This window comes from Kordia zhangzhouensis (assembly GCF_001005305.1).
In the GTDB taxonomy this organism is placed as follows: domain Bacteria; phylum Bacteroidota; class Bacteroidia; order Flavobacteriales; family Flavobacteriaceae; genus Kordia; species Kordia zhangzhouensis.
The window spans coordinates 1-23,049 of sequence record NZ_LBMH01000004.1; the positions used below are offsets into that span (position 1 = coordinate 1).

The window sequence follows — 23,049 nt, forward strand, 5'->3', positions numbered from 1 at the left end:
TTCATGATAGCTTACAGTAACTTGTCCTGGAAGTATTCCTCCTGTGATTTGACTTTCTGTACTTCGAATGTTAAATGGTCCAAAACCATCATTGTCTGTATCACAGATTTCTAGAGGAGAAGGTTGATTGGCAATTGGTGCTTCGCTTACCACAATATCAAAGTTTGTAATGCTGTAACAGCCTGTACTTCCATTTTCTACTCTCGCATAAATGGTTTGCGGATTTACAGTATTCATGTACGGGCTTGATAAGGCATTTACGTTATTTTCTGCATCTGCTTGAGTTGCATAGTATTGAACTGATAAGCCCATTTGTGATCCAATAATTTCTGCAGATTTTGAGTTTAAATCTACAGTAGTGAATCCATCAAAAGGAGTTTCATCACATATGGATAAGTTTGAAGGAGTGTTTGCTATTGGATTTTCATTAATAATCAATTCAAAATTCATGTTCGTGTTTATACAACCAGTAATAGTATTGGTAGCACGTACATAAATGGTTCTAGGAAATGTAGTGTATGGACTCGCAATAGAGCTTGTACCAGCATCTGCGTGCACTTGTGTTTCATGATAGGTTACACTTATATTAGATTGCCCGTTGACAACTTCTGAGTCTTTTGTAGTAAGATCAAATGTAAATTGATTAGCAATATCACTACATACTACATAGTCTGTCACTGTGTTTTGAGTAGGTATAGGATTTACTGTTAGGGTAATGTGTTCTCCAAGTCCTAAACACGCATTATTTGTATCACTATCTACTCGAACTACAATGTTTTGAATGTTTGGAGAGGCATCGTTTCTATGGTTGCTAACGTCTGGTATAGCATTTTGCTCTGCTAAAGCATCCGCAAAGTTTTCATAGTAAGTGATTGTTAAGTTTTGCCCAGAAGGAAAAAGAGCATTGATTTGTGCGTCTGCATCACTAAAATCGAAAGTAGCAATTCCGTTTGTATTGTCACCATCTACAGTAGTATCATCACATACTTCGTAGGTAAGTTGAAAACTGCTTGGTATTTGAGTCGTCGTGACAATAAGATTTACTTCTCCTGTTCTAAAACAACCATTAACTGTTTCAATACGAGCAAATACTTGTCCGCCGTTTCCACTATTGTAAACTGTGTCATTTACGATAGGATTTGTGGCATTTTGTGCATCTATTAGACTTGTATAATAGGTAAATATTTCATTTATGGCATTTGTAGACAGGTTGGAATTTGCTTCTGTTAAGTTGAAATCAGAGAAGCCATCTGTGTCATCGTCGCACTGACTTAATGCGACAGGTTGTAAGACAACTGGCAACGGATTTACAATTACATTGAAAGAAATCGTACTATAACAGTTTGGATTGTCTACATTTTCAATACGTGCAATGACTTCATTTCCTCCTGTAGTTGTGTTAGTATAGTTAGTAGGCAATGCATTCATATTATCATCAGCATCCAATTGATTGGCATGGTAGGAAATATTGAATTGTGCTGCGTTTTGCATTCCTAACACTTCAGTGTTAATAATAGATAAATCGAAATTTGTAAAACCATTAGTGTCGTCACCATCTGTATCGTCATCACAACGTTCGTAGTTGGTCACTACATTTGCAGTAGGTTGATCAAATACGTCAAAAATAAAAGAAGTTGTATCGAAACAGTCGGTATTATCATTGTTTTCAATTCGGATATAAATTGTTTCTTGTCCATACGCTACTTGATTGATATATGGAGTCGCTAAAGCATTCGTATTTGCATCAGCATCTGCTTGACTAGAATGGAAGCTTACTGTAAACTGTGTGGCAGATTGTGCTCCAAGAACAGTAGAAGCTATTGAGGTTAAATCTAAAGACCATAATCCGTCATTGTTATCGTCGCAAATAAGTTGATCATCAACAGGGTTGGCAGTTGGTAGGGTAAAGATGAATACATTTGCTTCACCCATTAACGGACATTCTCCATTATTCTGGTCAATTTCTACAGCATATAATCCTGCATCAGATAGACTTACATTTGATAAGTTTAATTGAAAAGAGGTTTCTGCTAAAGGATTTCCATTAAAAGTCCATGTATACGTAGCTCCTGGAATATTATCAGCCATCAACGTGTAACTTTGTGTAGTACATAAGGATAATTCTGTTGAAGAAATACCATTTCTGATAATGTCAACAGGAGTCGCAAATAGTGATTGAATAAATGGCGGAAGTCCAATTCTAGATAAATTACTATTTGTATTGGTTAGGTCTAATAAGATTCCGTTTTCGTTGTATATAACGCTAGCTGCTGCTGCTTCAGGATTTTCAATCACGCCTAAAAATCGTCCTGTGTTGTTGAAATTCGCAAAATCTACTAAGGCTCTGTATATTTTTCCATCAATTCCAACTTGGATAGCTCCTGCCGAATTTGCTGATGAGTTGTGAATTGTGAATTGTGACCCCGGAATATCAACCGCTTGTAGGTCATATTGTAATAATAAACTATTTCCTGTTCCGCTATTTCCTAGCCCAACAGTTGCATATAGTTTGGTAGCTTGTGGAGAAAATTCTACTCCATATGGAGCGTCTCCGTTATATAATTCTAGCTCATTGCTAACAATTCCAGTACTATTATCAAAATCGTATAGCATAATTTTCCCAGGACCATCACCACCTTCAATAGTTGCTAATCCTAAATGCGCTACGGCAAGTTTATCACCTTGAGGAGAGGCTTTTGCATACCCTAAAGCATTTCTGCGATATCCAGAAATAGGAACTGTTAGCGGCGTGTTGCTAATAACAGGAGTGGTGTCTACACCGTTTATATCTACCCTAAAAGAATAGAAATTATTGATAAAGTGCGTTACAACCCAAAATGAATCACAGTCGGCACTTTTTACTGCGGTGATTTTTTCAGAACATTTGAATCTCGATTCATTTGTATCTGTTGTATCATAGGTAATTAGTGGTACGTTTTTTTGTGTATTATCTACTTCACCAATTCCATTGCTCATATCAACCACGGTATAATTGAGACCATGATTAACTCCTCCATCATTATGATGAGGCTCATCAACGGTAAAGATGTAAAAAATATTAGGGTCTTGTGGTTTTGGTACTATAATCGCAGAAGATGTACTTGATGGATCCCCGTTTAGACCCGTTCCATTGGTCATAATTAAGTGATTTCTATTCCAAACTGTAATTCCGTCTGTATAAAATAGTAAATTTCCTTGTGCATCAGATATGGAAGCACAACCTTCAAGAGTGTCCAAACTTCCATCAGTAACAGCAGTTACGTTACCTGTAGTTACATCAAATTGCAGACCTGCTCTTTGCCCAAAATACCAATTAGCAGCTTCTCCTTGCGCCGTAACAAATGTTGGTGTCACTACAAGAATAAAAAAGAATAATAGTAATTTTTTCATCATTCATCAATAATTTTCAAACTAAAAAAACTCAATAATCCATTGTAATAACTCTTTGAAAGAATTATTATTTCATGATTTTGAGAATTGTTTCTTTTGTTAAATGAGTGTAATTGAAATAACAGTGTACAAAATCCTGCCAAAAATCAATTGTTATTTAGGGAATGATGGCGATTTTTATTGTGATTACTTCATAGCAATTTTTAAACACTCAATTGCCGTCAAATATAGTAATTCACAATGAAAAAAAGAGCGATATCACACGCTCTTTCTCTTAAATCTAGTTGATTTGTATACTATTTTGTTATAAATCTCTTCTTTTTAACAATCGGTACGATAAAAAGATATAAATAAATACCCAAGTCAATGCAATTAATACTTCATACCAATGTACGGCATAATCTGTAGGAATAATTTCTGTAGGATCATGTACATTTTTCATTCGGATGAAAGGATGATCTACTAAGTTCCACATAGATGTGAATGGAAAGAACTGCATGATTGATTTAGCCGTAGTTTCATTATACCACTCAAACCATAATAGCGAGTACAAAATCATTTCGGCAATAAAGCTCACGAACAAAAAACCTAGAGAGAAGGCAGAACGTTTAATCAATACTCCTACAAATAAGCAGAAACTATAAAAAGTAAGCAGTTTGACAAAATAACCTAAGATAAACTCTGAACCGTTAAAAATGGTATCTAAATACAAATCTGCCGTAGGTGTATTGACCATACCTAATATTAAAACAATCAAACTTACCACTAAGGTTGTCACTAGTGAATACGCGAGAATGAAGTAAAATTTTGAAAGAATGACTTCTTTTTTACTCAATCCGTCAATGAGGTTTTGTTTTAAAGTACGATTGCTATACTCGTTTCCAATCATGGAAACCACCACAATTGCAAAGAAAAATTTAAAAAAGGCAACAAAAAAAGTCGTAATGTGCCATATATATGGAAACTCAAAAATTTTAGTTTCTGATAAATCTAATGTGAAATATCCAAAAAAGTTAATCTTAATTGAGGAAAGGATCAGTATAGATAATGGAAAAATAAACGATATGTATATTAGTATTCTACTCGTTTTATTTAACCAAAGTTTTTGGAACTCTATTTGTAATAAACGTAACATAGTAGTAGCGAAATAAATTAGTTAGATTGGTTTTTAGTCAATGTTAAGAATTGTTCTTCTAAGCTTTCTTTTCGCTTCACTAAGTGTGATAATACAATTCCTTGATTAAACATTTTTTGGTTAAAATCTGCAGCATTTAAAGGTTCTTTCAAAAAGGCAACAATTTTGTCGTCTACTTTCTTAACAGAACCAAAAGCAGTGTCATTTTCTAAATATGAAAGTAACTGATCTTCTTTGTCTGTTTGGAGTTCAAAGAAACCTTGACTAGCAACCATTTCGTCTACACGGCCTGAATATATTTTTTCTCCTTTTCGTAAAATTACAACGTGAGAACATACTTTTTCAACTTCATCCAAAAGGTGGGAAGCTAATAAAATAGTAGTTCCTTGGGTAGCAATTTCTTTAATAATCTCTCTTATTTGATGAATTCCTTGCGGATCCAATCCGTTAGTTGGCTCATCTAAGATTAAAATTTCAGGATCATTCAATAGGGCAGAAGCAATTGCTAATCGTTGTTTCATCCCTAAAGAAAATGTTTTGAATCGGCTGTCTTTTCGTTCTAAAAGACCAACAATCGCTAACTTTTCGTCAATTTTTTCGGTTGATACGTTTTTAATTTTGCATACAAGCTTTAAGTTGTCGTATGCAGTCATATACGGGTAAAAATTTGGACGTTCAATAATGGCTCCAACTTTTTTAAGTGCATCATGAACGGCTACGGAACCGTCAAACCAATAGAATTGTCCTGAGGATTTATTGACCACATTTAAAACCATTCCTAAAGTGGTGGATTTTCCACTTCCATTAGGTCCTAAAATGCCATACACATTTCCTTTTTCAATAGAAAATGATAAGTCTTGTACTGCTTTGAGTCTACCGTAATTTTTACTCAAATTTTGCAGTGTTAAAATAGTTTTCAATATAAATAGCTTTTTGATTGATTGTATATAGTTGACGACTTAAACGAAAAATTGTTACAAAATATGCAAAGCTTCTTTCAATGAGCTAATCTCAAAGTAATAAAAAAGCCTCTACTTTTTTGGTAAAGGCTCTTCAGTTTTATGATTTTTGTTCTTTGTTAAAATAGACCAAATAATAATACATTTGCTTTTCTTCGTCCCAGCCTTTTTCAACAAACTTTTCTGCAGATTCTGGATTGATAAAATCCATTTTTATTTGAATATTCGTATCTAAACTAATCGTATTTTTGATGCTTTTTCGTGCAGAAGAAACGGCTTTGTTGGCAATTGGAAACTCTGAAATATCTTCAATGCTATATTTTGGCCCTTTTTCGACTTTGTAATGTTTGAATTCTGGAATCAAATCAGGATTTTCGATAACATCATTTAAAAATTGTGTTTCTTCAAAAGTATCATTCTTTGCAAAATGATTTACTGCACGGTTCATAAACATCACTTCTTCCTTTTTATCTTCAGCAGGAAATACGACATCTTTTGCAAAGTTTTGACAGAATTTTAGGTATTTTTTAGTGTAAAAATTTTCATCAGCAAAAGCATCGACACCTAAAAAATGATCTAACCAATATTTGGTGTCATATTTATTACTATCTACAGAAAGAATTTTGTAACCTTCTTCTTTTTTTACATTAAAAATAATGCATCCTTTGTCAAGTTTGTTAAGTGAAACACCTTGTTGTAATAAAATATCAAGATTACTTCCTTTTTCTTCAAATTGAAGGAAATCATGTTTGATTTCAGATTTGAAAATACCAATAGCATCAACTTTTTCATTGTCAATCATTACATTTTCAAAATATCCTACATACACTTCTCCGCTTTTAATATGCGGATGTTGAGATTGTTCAAAAAGGAGTGAAGCAATCTTTTTAGAATTTTCATGAACAGTAGCAGGATTTCCAAAAATATCTACAACAATGGTGTATAATGGATTGAATTCTAGATCGACTTCATTGGTAAATTGAAAATAGTTTTCTTCTTTGTCTCGAAAAGGCTTAAAAAAGTATTCTTTAATTAAAGGAGTTAACTCATCAGTAAGTTGATACGCTTCGGCAGAAAGAAATACATTTTCGTTTCTACTTTTATTTCCAACTTTATGAATAGATAAAGTATCTACTTGCGCACTGTATAAATTGATCATTATTAGGGTATATTTTTATTGCGTTAGGTGTTCAGGTAGCTCAAATTACATGTAAAAGTAACGTGAATTACGTAAAATTGATATTTAAGTTAGTAGAGAATGAGCTAGCTTGCAAAAACTAATTCCAATTCTCGTCAAAATTTAGGCTATCGTAGTCATTGATATCTAAATTGTCATCATCATTAAAACCATATGGATCTTCATCTTCATCGGCTTCAAATTGCTTATCGGGAGCGCTATCTGGTAGCACACCATGAGAAAACAGTAAATTTGGATACGATTGCCCGTTAATTGGTTCTGCAATTTCTGCCAATTCTACTAAAAACGTCCACATATTTAAGAAGTCGTAAATATAAATCATGCGTGTTTGATCTTCAGAAAAAATGCTATCTAATGTGGTCTCATTCATCAATCGAACAGAATCATTTCCTTCACCCATGTCAAATTGAGAAATTTCTTCCCCTTGGTTCCATTCATCATCACTTACATAAAAAGACGCCATTTCCATACCGTCAAGCCCAAATGCTTGTGTTATGGCATTACTAAAATCTTCAAAAGTTGCTTCTTCTTGAATTTCAATATCTCTAAAGATATCTTCGGTAGCATCTAATATTACTCTAAATCTAAAAATCATACTCGATAAAAAATTAGGACTGCAAATTTACAAACTTTTGGCGTGCTTTCGCGTTTTATTTGCCTCTAAGATGAGATAAAATTGTATTCCAAATAATATTGTGGCTAATACTATGTGAATGGTTTGGGTTCCAAAAGGAAAGTCAAAATAATACATGGCAATTCCTGAAATGATTTCTAAAGCAATCAATAACATAACCCAATTTACTTTTTGAAACCCAAGGCGTAGTTTTTTATATCGATACCAAAGCCAAACATTAACTAGAAAAACGATGATGGAAAATGAGCGATGAACATAAAAATCTAACTCAGGATTTGCTAACCATAATGACTTGCTTGTTTCTCCTACCATTTTTACTTGTTCGTCAACAAATTGACGTACTTGTGTACCTAGTATAATTTGAATGAAAGTCAACATTATACTAGCGATTAATAGCTGCATGAAAATTTTGTCATACGTGTGTGACTTAATCTTGGTAGAAGTTTTGTGTACAATATATAATAAGGCAGCTACAATAACGAGTGCCATTGCCATGTGTGTGGTAATTTTAAAAGGAGCAAGATTTGAATCGACTACAGTTTTTCCTAACCAAGCTTGAAATCCCATACCTAAAACAACAAATAAAGACAGTAAAGGAATTAATTTTTGTGATTTCCAATAGCTAAAAGAAATAATTAATAATACGATTGTGGCAATTCCAGAAAGAGCTCCAAACAAACGATTAATGTATTCTACCCACGTATGATACGGGTTAAAAATAGCATAATCATGTTTTGTATACGGTTCCCAATTAGTATTGTTATATACACTTGATGTGGTAAAATCGTCTTTGGCAACTTGCAGTGTTTCGTTCACAATAATCACCATTCCACTTTCGTAAAAGTGGTTGGGTTTCCATTGCAATTGAGATTCTTCGGTTGGCGGAATGTAATACCCAAAACATTTTGGCCAATCAGGGCAACCCATTCCACTTCCTGTCATTCGAACAAATGCGCCTGCTATAATTACTAAATATACCAAGACAAGCGTAACTTTAGCAATCGTATTAAAATGTTTTTTCATATGGTATTTTTTACTTCTTGTAGAAAATTACTTGTTTGAAGTGTTTTCTACTAAACCTAGTTCTTTTCCTTTGGCAATCATAAATTGGTGAGCTGCTTCATATTCGTTAGGAATTTCACCTTCTAGAATTGCTTCTTTAATAGCGTGTTTGATAATTCCAATTTCTTTAGAAGGTTTTAAATTGAATGTTTCCATAATTTCTTCACCTGAAACTGGAGGTTGAAAGTTCCGAACATGATCACGTTCTTCTACTTCTACAATTTTTTGTCGGACAATTTGAAAGTTATGATGGTATTTTTGGAACTTTCTTGGGTTTTTTGTCGTGATATCTGCTTCGCAAAGTGTCATTAAATCATCCACATGATCGCCAGCATCAAATACCAAGCGACGTACAGCAGAATCGGTAACACCATCTTGAGATAAAACGATTGGACGAGAACTCATTGAAACCATTTTTTGGACATATTTCACTTTCTCATTTAGCGGCATTCGTAAGCGTTTAAAAAGTTTATACACCATTTTTCCGCCTACAAATTCATGTCCGTGAAATGTCCAACCTATTTTTTTATGAAAGCGTTTAGTTGGAGCTTTACCAATATCGTGTAACAATGCAGCCCAACGTAACCAAACATTTTCGGTGTTTGGTACAATATTATCAACTACTTCTAAGGTATGATAAAAATTGTCTTTATGACGTTGTCCTTCTTTTTCATCAATTCCTTTCAAGGCGGCTAATTCTGGAAGAATATAGGAAAGAAGTCCTGTTTTTTCCAAAAGTTTGAACCCAATAGAAGGCGTATTGCTTGCCAAAATTTTATTGAGCTCAACTACAATACGTTCTTTGGAAATAATCTCTATACGTTCAGCATTTCGCTTGATTGCTTCAAGTGATTCAGGGTCAATTTTAAAATTGAGTTGTGTTGCAAATCGTATAGCACGCATCATCCGTAACGGATCATCAGAATAAGTAATATCTGGATTGAGAGGCGTTACAATACGCTTATTTTCTAGATCTTGTAATCCGTTAAAAGGATCTAAAAGGTCTCCAAAATTTTCCGTATTAAGGCTTAAAGCCATTGCATTGATCGTAAAATCACGGCGATCTTGATCATCTTTTAGCGTCCCATTTTCTACAGCAGGATTCCTACTGTTACGTTCATAGCTTTCTTTTCGTGCACCTACAAATTCCACTTCAATTTCTTCAGTGAGAATCATAGCTGTGCCATAATTTTTAAACACCTGTACTTTTGGTTTTCCAGGGAGTAAAGAAGCTACTTTTTTTGCCAATTCAATTCCACTTCCTACGGCAACAATATCGACATCTTTGGCATCTCCTCTTTGCAGTAAAAAATCACGCACATAGCCGCCAATCACATAAGTTTCTAGCTGTAATTCGGTAGCTGCTTTTGAAATGATTGAAAATATATCGAGTTGTAAGGCTTCTTTATAATTCATTAATTGTACTACTTATAGCGATGGGACGAAGTTTGACATGTCAAAAAAGATTTAGAACTATTATACGTCTAAAAATTCAAACGACAAACATCAAAACTACTCTCTAATGATCTTTATTTCTCCGTTAGATCGCAACTGTATGATTGTTGACGGTTTGGAGACTTTATTTTCGTCTTGCAAATTTACAACATAGTCCACACCTTTTAAAATCTCTTGGCTAATTTCTTGATAGCTTTTTGGAGTAGGTTGCCCACTAATGTTTGCAGAAGTAGAAACGATTGGGCGTTTGAATCTTCGTATGAGTTGTTGACAAAAATCATTTGCAGGGATACGAATCGCCAAAGTACAATCTGCGGCTACTAAATTTTTAGCAATCCCTACAGGATTGTCATAGATGATAGTAGTTGGTCTATCAGCAGCTTCTAATAGTTCGTATGCAACTGGAGGAATATTTTCCACAAAGCGTTCTAGCATGTGAACATCACTCACTAAACAGATTAAGGCTTTGCTTTCTTCTCGTTTTTTAAGTTGATAAATTTTAGCTACAGCAGCAGGATTTGTAGCGTCACAACCCAATCCCCAAACCGTATCTGTAGGATACAAAATGGTGTTTCCTTGTTGCAGTTGTGCTAGTGTTTTTTCAATTTCTTCTGTCATAATCTAATCTAAAAACGAATTTGCTGTTGTTGTTTTAGAGACTCGGATACATGTGCACCTTTCCAAACAAGTGCCAACATGAACCATTTTTTAGGTTTTATTAAAAAACTAAGGCAATAATAGCTTCTGATGAATAAATACTTGGCGTAGGAATAATTTTTTTTAATCACGTACAAGTGTGAAATCATGCCTTCTTTACTGATTGCTTGAGAGACTCCGGTGCTAACGCCTTGGTAGTGTGTGATTTTTGCTTCAGGAACTAAAACACTGGTATACCCATTCTTGCGTAAGCGAAAACAAATGTCCATTTCTTCAAAGTACAGAAAAATATTGGTGTCAAATCCGCCAACTTTTTCAAAGGCTTCACGTCTAAAAAACATAAAAGCTCCATTTACAAAATTTACGTTAACAGGTTCTGTGTATTGCTTTTTCCGTTTTGGAAATTGAGCAGGCCAATTTTTTTCTAAAAAACTACGACCTACTAATAACTTTCGAATTCCTTTATCATGATCAAATGAAATAACATGCTGATTATGCTCATCGTAATTTTGCGCAGTAGATACCCCAATATTTGGATGCTGTTCCATATAATTATATAAAATTGACAGACAATCATTTTGAAAAAAAGCATCGTTATTTAGAAATAAGATATATTTTCCATTGGTGTATTGCGCTCCGAACATATTTCCTCCACCAAAACCAGTATTAATTATGCTTCGATGTAGAGACAGGTGTTCTGCTTTTGGAAAATGTTCTTGTAAGTAGGTAAAATCTTCAGATTTAGAATTATTGTCCACAACTACAATCTCATACGAGAGTGAATTGTCCGTAAGTTGAAGGACAGAGTTCACACATTTAAGCGTGTATTTTGCGGTATTATAATTAATGATAACAATCGAAATATCTTTCATAAGAGCAGATGTTGGGCAAAATTACATAATTTTATATTGAATTTTATACTTTTGCGAAAACACAAACCAGAATTATGGGACTTCGTTCAAAATTTAAAAAATACCTATTACACAAAAGACTACCGATTGAAACCTATGTACCAATCAAAAAGTCTAGACCTGAAAATATTAAAGAAATGGTCACTGCTTGGAAAGGCTTGGAATTAATCATAGAAGATATTTTAGAACGATTTAATATTGGGCGTGATTCCTGTATTGAATTTGGGGTTGAGTTTGGCTATTCGGCAGTAGTTTTTTCTAATTTCTTTAAAGAAGTAAAAGGAATTGATATTTTTATTGGGGATGAACATACAGATCATAAAGGAGATCATTATGAAAAGACAAAAGCATCTTTAACAGAATATACCAATATTGAACTCATCAAATCAGATTATCGTGATTGGATTAAAAAAGACGATAAACAGTACAATTTTTCGCATGTAGATATTGTTCATAATTACAAAGAAACGTATGAATGTGGTTTGTGGGCTGCACAACATAGTGAATGCACCATTTTTCATGATACGGAAAGTTTTCCAGAAGTGCGTCGTGCTGTGATTGATATTGCAAAAGCTACAGGAAAACGTGTATATAACTATCCGCATTGCAACGGATTAGGGATTATTGTGTAATTTCTGTTGAATACTACTAAAAAAATACTCATTATTGCGCCGTATGCTTTTGGTTATACATCGCATATTCACAATGCATTACAGCAATATGATAATGTAGAAGCGAATATTGTGTATTTGGACTTTCCCGTATTTCAGTACAAAAACTTTTTTCATAAGCTTCAGAATTTTTTCTCAAAGGCATTTTTAGGGAAAAATTTAAAAAAGACTTTTGTTGACAATCGTATTTTAAAAAGACTAAAAGAACTAGGAAAGCAGGATGAAATTTTTATCATCCGTCCTGATATGTTGAGTGACGTTGTGTTGCAGTTACTAAAAACACACACTCAAAAGTTTATTGCTTATTATTATGATAGTACACGTCGTTTTCAACGAAAAGTAGCTATTATTCCTTTGTTTGATAAAGTGTATAGTTATGACCGATTGGATGTTGAAAAATATCAATTGTCGTTTTTAACCAATTACATTTTTGAAGAAAGTCGCCAAGAATCATATGATTATCAGTTTTTTAACATTTCTACGAACGATTATCGTTTTCCGCTCATTGAAAATGTGGCAAAATACTTAAAAGAAAATGGTTGGACGTATAACATACAAGTGTATAATGGAAGCGATATGCCTGCAGAGCATGTAACAATTATTACAACGCAAAAATCCATTCAAGAAGTCTCACAACTGATTCAAAAAGCAAAAATTATCGTGGAAATTCAACGTACTGAACAAGTTGGTTTATCATTTCGTATTTTCGAAGCGTTGGGACATCGCAAAAAACTCATTACAACGAATAAAGATATCATAAATTACGATTTTTATCATCCGCAAAATATTTTGGTTGTGGACGAAGAAAATATTGAAATCCCAGAGTCATTTGTAACTTCTCCGTACGTAGAAATAGACGAAAACATTCTTTCCAAATACAAAATAGAAAATTGGGTGCGACCTATTTTTGAGCTGTCAAACTAGCCTCATTTATATTGTAGTTTTAAAACAATAGAGAGAAAATTATTGTATCTCGTATACCAACGTAGCTCCGCCTTGATATTCTTCGATAGAGTCATCTTCCCTTAAAATACGTGTAGTGATTAAAGAAAAGAATATTTGTTCTCGAGGCAATTCAATTGTAAGTACGGTTTCATTATTTGAAAGTGTACCTGAATAAAAAACTTGCCCATTCAAACAAAAATTGATTGTATCTCCGTCTTGAATATATCTTAGCGCTGGTCCGTCAATATTTCCGCCAGAATGAATGGCTTGCATTAATCCTCCATTTCCGTCAGAAACAACATTGAATCCTAATGTGACATGTGTGAAATTCTCAACTGAAAAATCATTAGAAAATTGAATAATGTGTTGACCTAAAGTAGTTTCAGTCATTAGATTAGCAGAATACACACCATCATTATTTCCATCAATCGTACTATCAATAAAAAAACCTGTTCGATTCCATAAAGTTCCTTGAAATGCTGGCGGATTGTTGGTGTCAATAATGCATGCAGAATTTTGTGGATTTGAATTTCCATTAGCAGGAATCAAGTCGCTTTCAATACTATCAACATTACATGCTATAAAAAGTGAAGAAACTAGGAAAACAAGGAATATCTTTTTCATAACGATATTTTTATGCGTGTTACTTTTTAGATGTTGTTTTTAATAAAAGGTTGCGTTGCGACTTATAACAAACTACGATACACTTTTTTGTATTCTTTGGCTGTAGCATTCCAATCAAAGCTTTGGGCACGTTCTATATAAGCACGTTCATACATGTCTTTATTGGTTTCAAAAATATGCATGCCTTGTTCAAAGACTTCCGCCATGTATTTTGAGTCGTAATGTTCCCAAAAAAAGGCGTGTTTCCCTCCAATTTCAGGTAAAGATGTATTATGCGATAAAAATATGGGTTTTCCAAAGCGCATGGCTTCTATTGGAGGAATGCCAAACCCTTCTCGTAACGACGGAAAAACAAAAGCAGTACAATTTTGAAGGTAATATTGTTTCTCTAAATCGTCAATTTTTCCTGTAATGAGTACGCGTTCTTGCAAGTTGTATTTTTGAATTGTTTCGGCAAGTTTTCCCTGAGCATATTGAGTTTGATTATTTCCCGAAAGAATTAAATTAAAATCAGGAAGGCATGTTAACATTTCTACTAGAGTATGAAAATTTTTTCGAGGAGTAAACTCGCCAATGCTGAACAAATACGGCTTGTTAGAAACCAATTTTGGTTGATAATTTTCAGGCAGTGTAACCTCCCGAATTGGATTGCCATTATATATCACATATTCAGGAACGTTTGGTACGTCAAAATACTGATGTGTAGATGCTTTGGCAAAGTTAGAAATATATGTAATGGCACTACTGCGTTGTAATTTTTCACGAAAACGAACATTGCGTTCGTGATTCATATCGCTTGATTCTTCCTCAATAAAATTTACATCATGTACAGTAAGCAAATACGGAATATCATGATAAGGCTCAATCTTTATATTTTGGTTTAAGGAATGCCACAAATTGTATTTTTTGCGAATACGTAATAACGGATAACGGCGAAATGATTGATACTTTTTATAGTTAAAATAATCACCAAATTCATGTTTTAATTTGCTGATATCTTTTGCGTGAAGAGTCATTTTAAAATCATCAATTTTTGCTTGGTATAATCCTTTAATCAAATGATAGTTAAATTGACCAAAGCCAAAATGTAAATTTTTGATATTGTGAGATTCTAAAAAGACGTTCTTCATGCTTCTAATTTAATCTATTTTTCGGTACATAGTCCAAAGTTGTAAATAACGCTTAAATACTGAAAATGCATGTACATAGCACAAAATAAATCCTTCTTTTCCATCCATAAATCCTAATCGCAAAAAATATTGATGTAGGAAACGATACAATGGACGGAAGAAAAAATGATACGCATTAGGACGTACATTTTTTTTATATAATGCAGCAGCTTGTAAACGACTGTAATGACTTAGTTTTTGGTTGTAGTTATCGAAACTTTTATATGTTTGATGCGCAACCGCATGTTTCAATTTGCCAATCTTTTCGGTAGTTTGAATTGTTTCATGTACAGGTTTTCCATTGTAACGAGCAAATTGCTTATGAAACAATCGAACTGAAATATCTGTTTGAAAACCACTGTATTTCATGCGTTTCCCCATAAAGTGGAAATCGCGTTTTACATGATACGCTTTATAAGGGTTTTCACTATTTACAACTGTTATAATCTCTTCGGCAAGAGCTTCTGGAACTTTTTCGTCCAAATCAAAAAAGATTATCCAATCGTTTGAAGCTTGGTCAATAGCAAAATTCTTCTGTGAAGAAAAATCGTCAAATCTACGTTGAATGATCTTTACATCATATTGTTTAGCGAGTTGTACAGTATTGTCAGTACTAAAAGAATCTACAATAATAATTTCGTCCGCAAAGGATAGTTGTTCAATATAGGCTTCAATATTGTCTTCTTCATTGAATGTTATAGCGAGCGCACTAATTTTCTGCATTTTCCACTTTTTCTTTAATGCGTAAATTCTTTTTGGTATGATACGTAGAAATGTGACGTCCTCTAGAGCTTCCTCTAGGGTAAAATAAAAATAATGCCATAATAAAGAAAAAGCCTATCAGCATAAATAATTTCTGTTTGGTGTTGAATCATTTTCATGACATCACATCTGCAAGACAAAAGTAACAATTTTAAGAAGATTAAAAGAAATCATTGAAAGATTAGTATTTTTGATGGCATAACATCGTATATATGCCTAAACTACCTATCTTAATGTATCATGCTGTTTCTGAAAATGCTTTAGAAAGTAAAGGGTTAACGATTTCTACTGATAATTTGGAAGCGCAATTTCGCTATTTAAAAGAAAACGATTATACAAGTTTACATTTTGGCGATTTGCAGCAATTAAAAACACCTTCCGACTTCCCTAAAAAAGCTGTAATCATTACGTTTGATGATGTATATATAAATCAGTTGGAATTGGCATATCCATTGTTGCAAAAGTACCATTTGAAAGCCAGTTTTTATATTCCGTTTCAATATGTGAACGGAGTAGACGAGTGGAATACAGGCAAAGAAAAAATTATGTCTGTTGAACAATTAAAAAGCATGGACGAAGCGACAATCGAACTTGGTTTGCATTCGTTTGCACACAAAAAATACGATGCACTTACTGAGGAGGAAATGGATAAAGATTTTGAAAAATGCAAAGCATTTATTGTTGAAAATCAATTAAATGTAAGTAATGTGTTGGCTTATCCGTATGGAAAATATCCTAGAAAAGATCCGCAACAAACGAGTTTCTTCAAAAAATTACATGAGCACAAAGTGGCTTTTGGTTTACGTATAGGAAATCGTGTAAATAACTATCCGTTCAAAAATAATTATGAAGTACAACGATTAGACATAAAGGGAGAAGACTCGTTAAAAAAGTTTATTTCGAAATTGAAACGAGGTAAATCGTTATTTTTCTAGAATCATCATATAAAAAATAATTCATGCGTATTTTCAAGAGTTTTTTAATTACTTACGTCCTTTTTCTTTCTGTTGGTTGTGAATCTACTAAAAAAGATTCTGCAAGGATAGTATATGACGATATTACGATTATATCGGCAATGAAAAACGTCATGTGGAAAGGAGAGTTGCAAGGAAAAATTCAGTTAGATACTATTACCAATAAAAAAGGACTTTACGGAATTGGACCAGAAAGTTTCTTAACTGGAGAAATATTAATAAACGATGGAAAAAGCTATGTATCAAGAGTTACTTCTGATTCGACAATGATTGTAGAAGAACGTTTTGATATTTCTGCACCATTTTTTGTGTATGGTCATGTCGTTCAATGGAAAGAGATTGAATTGCCTAATGATATTCGTTCTTTAAAAGATGTAGCGTTTTTTGTGAATGCAGAAACAGTAGGATATAAACGACCGTTGGCATTCAAATTAGTTGGTAAGCTCAAAACAGCCACAATTCACGTTCAAAATTTACCCAAAGGAACAATAGTTTCCTCTCCTGCAGAAGCGCATCAAGGGCAAATAAATTATCAGCTATATAATGAAGAAGTTGATATCGTTGGATTTTTTTCTACAGAACACAAAGGGATTTTTACACATCATGACTCTAATGTTCATATGCATTTAATCAATGAGACAAAAACAATGATGGGACATGTAGATGCTTTAGAAATTGACAAAATGAAACTTTTGCTTCCTGTAAAATAATTGACATTCATGTTTAGATGCAAAAGAGTTCTTCGAGAAGAACTCTTTTGGCCGTAAATAAAAAGGGGGTAATGTATTTATAAAAAATACACTACTCAAAAGTAATACGAAATACGTTTGTATTTATTTTTTTTAGATAAAAGAAAGGAATTTTATAGATGAGTAGTACGAAAATTAATATTTAGTTCCTATCGAATCCCTTTTTGTAGTAATAGTAATTTTACATACCTAGAAAAAACACCATAAGCATTTATTCCTGCAACGGCTAGTCCGGGAACTCCGTCCATAAAACCTCTTTTTACGATATATTCATGAAAAAAGCGATACAAAGGCTTAAACGCTAGATGAAAATAGGTTGCTTTTTTACCTTTTTCTAGCATGCGTTCTGCTTGAAACCAAGCATAACTATCTTTTTTACTGATGTAATGTAGTAGTCCTTTGTAAGTGTAATGCAATACCATATTTTTTAATTTGCCTACAGTACCATCAACGATTAATTTTTCATGTACATTTCCTTCAAAATGACACTTTTCTCGTTGTACCAATCGCGTGACGTCATTATTATGATGATACAAGAAACGATTCATGTAAAAATGAGGAAAATTGAGTTTGTAAGCAGTATGTTTTCCTGATTGCATAGCTACTTGTATTTCTTTTTGTAATACATACGGAATGCGTTCGTCGCCATCTAAAAACAATACCCAATCACAGGTAGCGAATTGCAACGCATGATTTTTCTGATTGGAAAAATTATCAAACTTTCTAGAAACTACTTTGCAACCATGTGCTTCGGCTATCGCAACTGTGTCATCAGTGCTTAATGAATCAATCACAATAATTTCATCTGCAAATTGTACCGAATACAAAGCTCCTTCAAGATATAAAGCTTCGTTATATGTAGGAATAATGACAGATAATGTTGGCATGATAAAATTAAAACACAAAAGTACATATAATTTTTTCATTAAAAACTTTATAAAAAGCCAATGAAAAAATATTTGTACTAATAAAATGCTTCTTGATGCAAAGCAAAATTTTGTATTCTTTATTTGTTTCAAAATTTAGCTCTTGCAGAAGAAACTTACTAAAAAACTTTATCTTTGCAGACTGTATGACAACAATAGACACATCCATAATTATTAGTACGTATAACTCTCCAGAGTGGTTGGCAAAAGTTTTACATGGTTACAACAATCAAACGTATCGTTTGTTTGAAATTGTCATTGCTGATGATGGTTCCAAGCAAGAAACTCGTGATTTGATTGACAAATTGCAAAAAGAGGTTTTTTATCCAATTGTTCATGTGTGGCACGAAGACAATGGTTTTCAAAAGTCGCAAATTCTCAATAAAGCAATTGTAAAATGTAGTACGCCATATATAATTATGTCTGATGGAGATTGTATTCCGCGCGCTGATTTTGTAGAACATCACGTTAAACATCGTGAAGAAGGATTTTTCCTTTCGGGTGGATACTTTATGCTTCCAATGAATATATCTGAATTGATTACTAAAGAAGATATTTATGAAGGAAATTGTTTTGATGTGTCATGGTTGAAAAAACACGGATTGAAAGCTTCTTTTAAAAATAACAAGTTGACGTCTACAGGTTTAAAGTCACGCTTTTTAAATGCAATTACGCCTACTAATGCTAGTTGGAACGGACATAATGCTTCAGGTTGGAAAGAAGATATTGTAGCAATCAATGGTTTTGATGAACGCATGCAATATGGAGGACAAGATCGAGAATTGGGCGAACGATTATTTAATTATGGATTAAAAAGTAAACAAATTCGCTACAGTGCGGTTTGTGTGCATCTAGATCATCCGAGAGGTTATAAAAATCAAGAATCTATCAATAAAAATTTAGCCATTCGTAAAACCACCAAAGACGAAAAGCGAAAGTGGACGAATTTTGGAATTGTGAAGGAGAATGGTGTGGCGTAAAATATTGTCTTGATGTGCTGTGTTGTTTAGAGAAATTTATTCTTTGATATGGAGTATAAAAAATTAAACCTTATACACGCCAATCTTCCAATAGGTTTTTTCTTCGTTAGTTTTGACTGTTTTGAAATTGAGTTGTTTTAATTTATCAAAATACTCCCAACAACCAATTCCTTCTCGATATATAGACACAATTAGTATTCCGTTGTCTGCTAAGTGTGAAAGCATTCTGTCGAGTACGTTTTGTTTTTCAGATTCGTGCACATAATAAAAAGCCTCATTAAAAATAATAACATCAAACTTTTGGTGAGGAGAATAAGTATGAATATCTGCAGTAAGAAATTCAGCTTTCACAAAATTTCTAGTCTTAGCTTTTTCAATAGAAACACTTGAAAAATCTACACCTAAAAAGTATGAATAATCTTTTGGACTTAAATATTCGTTCAGTACACCTTCACCAGCACCAAGATCTAAAATACTAGGTTTTAATTTTCCATAAGATTTTATAAACTCTATAATTGTGGTATAACGTCCAGCTTCAATAGGCTTGCGAAGATTATCCCAACGACCTCTACGGTATTGTTTGTTCCAACGAAGTTTTCGTCGCCAATTATGAAATTTATCTAGTAGGTTCATGGTTTTCTTGGTATGTGTAATGCTAAGAATTTTTCCAATTTAGGAATAATCATCTCTGGCGTTAGTTGTTTGTATAGGTCATGAGGATTTTCTTCAATTTTCTTTCGTTCCTCAAATGTAAATGTATCAAATAAATTAGGTTTTTCTTCTAACAAATGAATGGAAGTGTGCTTTTTTCCATCTTCAAAACTTGCCCAATGATCTTTGTTTACGTACGGCGAAAATATAGTAAATGTGGGTTTGTTCAACGCTTTTGCTATGTGTACAATGCCACCTTCATTTGCAACCATTAAATCGCAAGTATACATGAGTTGTATAAATCCACGAATACTATCTTCATAAATGTCCAAAATAATTTGTTCTTTCTGTTTGCAAAGTTCATAGATTTTGTTTGCTTCCGCTTTTTGATGCGGTGCATAATTAAATAAAATATGTACGTTGCGGGTAGAAACTATATAATCTACAATTTCTGCTATATATTCATAGGGCATTGATTTTTGTGGAGTACTGCCTAAAATCCCCAACATAATAACAGGGTACTTATATGTTTTTAGTTTTGGGTAATTTTTTTCTTCTTCAGTTAAAGTAATTTTTGGCTCAAAATCGGGTTCTTTTAATGAAAAAACACTTGTAATTAAATTTACGCGATCTTCAATTGCTTTTCCGCAGTTTTGTGTCTTTTCATCCAACAAATTTACAGGATGCGAATAGAAGGGAAGAGGTAATTTTTTATGTTTTCGCTTATTTCCAATGCGATACGCAGCTTTAGAAAAATAGCAAATCAAGCGGCTTTGCAATTTTGAATACGGGTCAAAAATGATATCATATCGTTCTTTCCGAACTTTACGAATCATTCTAATTAAATTAGGGATTTTTTTTAATTCCTTTTCATTGATTGGTATAATTCGATCAATATTAGGATTATTTTCGATGACGCCAGTAGTAAAATCATACGCCATAAAATCTACACGACTTTCGGGGAATATTTTTTTGATATTATTGGCAATTACAGAACTAATTAATACATCTCCGATGCGTTTATTCTGTATAATCAATATTTTTTTCATGTAGTGTAAATAGTAAAACTAACGATTTGTGCAAAATATCATTTTTTCACCGTTTATTAAAATTTCATTCTGTGTAATTCGGTTTTTATTCAAAAATCAAAAAGTTGTCCTATTTACTGTCATTTGTATATCTTTGAAAAATATCTTCACATTATGCAAAAGGTACATATCCATCCTACATTTCAAGCTCAAAAAGAAGCTATTTTAACTTGTATACAGAACTTTGAATCTCAAGGAGAATATGTGACTAAAGGAGAGCGAAATGTAATTAAATCATTTCCACTAGGAGAAAATACAATTAATGTAAAGTCTTTTCGTGTGCCAAAAGCATTCAATAGTTTTGTGTATAGATACTTTCGCCTTTCAAAAGCGAGGCGTTCTTTTGAATATGCTGAAAAATTGTTGATGCGTGCAATTAAAACACCTTTTCCAGTCGCTTATGTTGAAAATTACAGAGGTTTGGGCTTAAAAGAAAGCTATTATGTGAGTTTACATATAGATTATGATTTTGATTTTCGCGCATTAATCCACGATCCGTTGTTTGAAAATCGTACCGTTATTTTGGAGCAATTTGCTGAGTTTTGTTTTCAATTGCATGAAAATAACATCAACTTTTTAGATCATTCGCCAGGAAATACGTTGATAGTTAAACGGAATAATACTAAATACGATTTTTATTTAATCGACTTGAATCGTATGAAGTTTGAATCTATGAATTTGGTGCAGCGAATGGAAAATTTAAAACGTTTGTGGCTTTCTAAACAAATGATTCACATTATTAGTAAACGTTATGCTGAATTAGTCAATAAAGAATTATATGAAGTACAAGACTTACTTTTAAAATACAGTCAGGCTTTCAAGCGTAAAATCAATCGTAAAAAGTATTTGAAGAAAAAATATTTGAAACGACGATAAACGTATCAAATTGTAGAAGTTATAAAAGTACTTTGTAGGTTAGATTTTTAGACTTTTATAAAGTTATAATCAATAGTTGTAACAATCAATCAAGTCTAAAAATCTAACAAATATAAATTATACTGCTACATCATGTTCACGTAAAGCATCATTTAGCGATGTTTTTTTATCGGTACTTTCTTTTCGTTTTCCAATAATTAAAGCGCAAGGTACTTGGTAATCTCCCGCAGGGAATTTTTTAGTATAACTACCAGGAATTACCACTGAACGTGCAGGAACTCTCCCTTTTAATTCAATAGGATTTTCTCCAGTTACATCAATAATTTTTGTTGAGGCAGTTAGTACTACATTAGCTCCTAAAACGGCTTCTTTTTCTACACGAACGCCTTCTACTACAATACAACGTGAACCAATAAAAGCATTATCTTCAATAATTACTGGAGCAGCCTGTAGCGGTTCTAATACACCACCAATTCCAACACCGCCAGAAAGATGAACATTTTTACCAATTTGTGCACAACTTCCAACAGTAGCCCAAGTATCAACCATGGTTCCTTCATCAACATACGCACCAATATTTACATAACTAGGCATCATGATGACACCTTTGGAAACATATGCTCCGTGTCGAGCAATAGCATGAGGAACAACTCGAATTCCTTTTTCAGCATATCCACGTTTAAGAGGAATTTTATCATGATACTCAAAAATTCCAGCTTCTAATGTTTCCATTTTTTGTATTGGGAAGTAGAGTACAACCGCTTTTTTAACCCATTCATTTACTTGCCAACCATTGGTTGTAGGTTCTGCAACACGTAATTCTCCAGCGTCGAGTAAATCGATAACTTTACGAATGACAGCTTGTGTATCTTCATTTTTTAATAATTCTCGGTTGTCCCAAGCATTTTCAATAGCTTCTTTTAATGCGATCATATTCTGTGTGTGTTTTTCTTAAATTGTGTTATGCAAAGATAGAACGTTCCTTAGAAACTTTTGTTGATTTTTACAAGTGTAACAGATTTTACTGATTTCAAACAAAATGTAATTTTTTTATTCCTTTACTATTTACATTTTTAGGATGCGTTTCAAAATTATTTTTTAGCAAAGAACAGTAATAATGACTTCCTTCTTTATAAGAATTATTAATTGAAAAAACAGCGATAGATTTTTCTTTACTAGAATTAACCTCGCAATTGCGTGTATACAATAAAATATATACCCTATTTTTGTAAA

Annotated in this window: 22 protein-coding genes and 1 pseudogene; 6 read left to right on the forward strand and 17 right to left on the reverse strand. The window is 33.0% G+C overall.

Going from position 1 to position 23,049, the window contains the following annotated elements:
- From AA088_RS17575 to AA088_RS06570, 9 genes and pseudogenes are all read right to left on the reverse strand, one after another.
- A pseudogene (locus AA088_RS17575) lies at positions 1-3,393 on the reverse strand (CUB protein); the annotation flags it as partial.
- Between the two features lie 301 nt (positions 3,394-3,694).
- On the reverse strand, positions 3,695-4,525 hold the full coding sequence (locus tag AA088_RS06535) for an ABC transporter permease (protein ID WP_046744183.1): 831 nt from the start codon (positions 4,523-4,525) through the stop codon (positions 3,695-3,697).
- 17 nt (positions 4,526-4,542) lie between these two features.
- On the reverse strand, positions 4,543-5,445 hold the full coding sequence (locus tag AA088_RS06540) for an ABC transporter ATP-binding protein (protein WP_046744184.1): 903 nt from the start codon (positions 5,443-5,445) through the stop codon (positions 4,543-4,545).
- 139 nt (positions 5,446-5,584) lie between these two features.
- Positions 5,585-6,643: a nucleoid-associated protein gene (locus AA088_RS06545; RefSeq protein ID WP_046744185.1), complete on the reverse strand. Its 1,059-nt coding sequence runs from the start codon at positions 6,641-6,643 to the stop codon at positions 5,585-5,587.
- Positions 6,644-6,761: 118 nt separating this feature from the next.
- The gene (locus AA088_RS06550; RefSeq protein WP_046744186.1) at positions 6,762-7,277 is read right to left on the reverse strand and encodes an IS1096 element passenger TnpR family protein; all 516 of its coding nucleotides are present in this window, start codon (positions 7,275-7,277) and stop codon (positions 6,762-6,764) included.
- A 27-nt stretch (positions 7,278-7,304) separates the two neighbouring features.
- Complete coding sequence (locus tag AA088_RS06555) at positions 7,305-8,339, reverse strand: COX15/CtaA family protein (protein ID WP_046744187.1); 1,035 nt, start codon at positions 8,337-8,339, stop codon at positions 7,305-7,307.
- Positions 8,340-8,366: 27 nt separating this feature from the next.
- Complete coding sequence (locus tag AA088_RS06560; protein ID WP_046744188.1) at positions 8,367-9,794, reverse strand: CCA tRNA nucleotidyltransferase; 1,428 nt, start codon at positions 9,792-9,794, stop codon at positions 8,367-8,369.
- A gap of 96 nt (positions 9,795-9,890) precedes the next feature.
- Positions 9,891-10,451, reverse strand: coding sequence for an L-threonylcarbamoyladenylate synthase (locus tag AA088_RS06565; protein WP_046744189.1), 561 nt, complete (start codon positions 10,449-10,451; stop codon positions 9,891-9,893).
- A gap of 8 nt (positions 10,452-10,459) precedes the next feature.
- Complete coding sequence (locus AA088_RS06570) at positions 10,460-11,362, reverse strand: glycosyltransferase family 2 protein (protein ID WP_046744190.1); 903 nt, start codon at positions 11,360-11,362, stop codon at positions 10,460-10,462.
- Positions 11,363-11,436: 74 nt separating this feature from the next.
- On the opposite strand from AA088_RS06570, the gene AA088_RS06575 reads away from it, so the two are divergent.
- Entirely contained in the window at positions 11,437-12,033 is a 597-nt protein-coding gene (locus tag AA088_RS06575; protein WP_046744191.1) for a class I SAM-dependent methyltransferase, read from the forward strand.
- A gap of 6 nt (positions 12,034-12,039) precedes the next feature.
- Positions 12,040-12,996: a hypothetical protein gene (locus tag AA088_RS06580; RefSeq protein ID WP_046744192.1), complete on the forward strand. Its 957-nt coding sequence runs from the start codon at positions 12,040-12,042 to the stop codon at positions 12,994-12,996.
- A gap of 39 nt (positions 12,997-13,035) precedes the next feature.
- Here the strand turns inward: AA088_RS06580 and AA088_RS06585 are convergent, their stop codons facing one another.
- The 4 genes from AA088_RS06585 to AA088_RS18220 form a co-directional block, all read right to left on the reverse strand.
- Entirely contained in the window at positions 13,036-13,641 is a 606-nt protein-coding gene (locus AA088_RS06585; RefSeq protein WP_156168462.1) for a hypothetical protein, read from the reverse strand.
- A gap of 62 nt (positions 13,642-13,703) precedes the next feature.
- On the reverse strand, positions 13,704-14,771 hold the full coding sequence (locus AA088_RS06590) for a glycosyltransferase family 4 protein (protein ID WP_046744194.1): 1,068 nt from the start codon (positions 14,769-14,771) through the stop codon (positions 13,704-13,706).
- A 9-nt stretch (positions 14,772-14,780) separates the two neighbouring features.
- Entirely contained in the window at positions 14,781-15,533 is a 753-nt protein-coding gene (locus AA088_RS06595; RefSeq protein WP_046744195.1) for a glycosyltransferase family 2 protein, read from the reverse strand.
- Complete coding sequence (locus AA088_RS18220; RefSeq protein ID WP_156168464.1) at positions 15,520-15,657, reverse strand: hypothetical protein; 138 nt, start codon at positions 15,655-15,657, stop codon at positions 15,520-15,522. The genes AA088_RS06595 and AA088_RS18220 overlap by 14 nt, the downstream gene beginning before the upstream one ends.
- A gap of 127 nt (positions 15,658-15,784) precedes the next feature.
- Here AA088_RS18220 and AA088_RS06600 point away from each other — a divergent pair, with 127 nt between their 5' ends.
- Positions 15,785-16,507 carry a polysaccharide deacetylase family protein gene (locus tag AA088_RS06600; RefSeq protein WP_046744196.1) on the forward strand — a complete coding sequence of 241 codons (723 nt, stop codon included), beginning with the start codon at positions 15,785-15,787 and terminating at the stop codon, positions 16,505-16,507.
- Between the two features lie 23 nt (positions 16,508-16,530).
- Positions 16,531-17,256: an acetolactate decarboxylase gene (locus AA088_RS06605; protein ID WP_046744197.1), complete on the forward strand. Its 726-nt coding sequence runs from the start codon at positions 16,531-16,533 to the stop codon at positions 17,254-17,256.
- A gap of 188 nt (positions 17,257-17,444) precedes the next feature.
- On the opposite strand, the gene AA088_RS06610 is transcribed toward AA088_RS06605, so the two are convergent.
- A complete protein-coding gene (locus AA088_RS06610) occupies positions 17,445-18,221 on the reverse strand; it encodes a glycosyltransferase family 2 protein (protein WP_241483390.1) in 777 nt (258 codons plus the stop codon).
- 146 nt (positions 18,222-18,367) lie between these two features.
- Between AA088_RS06610 and AA088_RS06615 the strand changes: the two genes are divergently transcribed.
- A complete protein-coding gene (locus AA088_RS06615; protein WP_046744553.1) occupies positions 18,368-19,201 on the forward strand; it encodes a glycosyltransferase family 2 protein in 834 nt (277 codons plus the stop codon).
- 63 nt (positions 19,202-19,264) lie between these two features.
- On the opposite strand, the gene AA088_RS06620 is transcribed toward AA088_RS06615, so the two are convergent.
- Both AA088_RS06620 and AA088_RS06625 read right to left on the reverse strand, forming a co-directional pair.
- Complete coding sequence (locus AA088_RS06620) at positions 19,265-19,834, reverse strand: class I SAM-dependent methyltransferase (protein ID WP_046744198.1); 570 nt, start codon at positions 19,832-19,834, stop codon at positions 19,265-19,267.
- Positions 19,831-20,901, reverse strand: coding sequence for a glycosyltransferase family 9 protein (locus tag AA088_RS06625; protein WP_046744199.1), 1,071 nt, complete (start codon positions 20,899-20,901; stop codon positions 19,831-19,833). The genes AA088_RS06620 and AA088_RS06625 overlap by 4 nt, the downstream gene beginning before the upstream one ends.
- A 153-nt stretch (positions 20,902-21,054) precedes the next feature.
- Between AA088_RS06625 and AA088_RS06630 the strand changes: the two genes are divergently transcribed.
- Complete coding sequence (locus tag AA088_RS06630) at positions 21,055-21,816, forward strand: lipopolysaccharide kinase InaA family protein (RefSeq protein ID WP_046744200.1); 762 nt, start codon at positions 21,055-21,057, stop codon at positions 21,814-21,816.
- 117 nt (positions 21,817-21,933) lie between these two features.
- Here AA088_RS06630 and AA088_RS06635 read toward each other — a convergent pair whose 3' ends face one another.
- Positions 21,934-22,749: a 2,3,4,5-tetrahydropyridine-2,6-dicarboxylate N-succinyltransferase gene (locus tag AA088_RS06635; protein ID WP_046744201.1), complete on the reverse strand. Its 816-nt coding sequence runs from the start codon at positions 22,747-22,749 to the stop codon at positions 21,934-21,936.
- Positions 22,750-23,049: the final 300 nt, after the last annotated feature.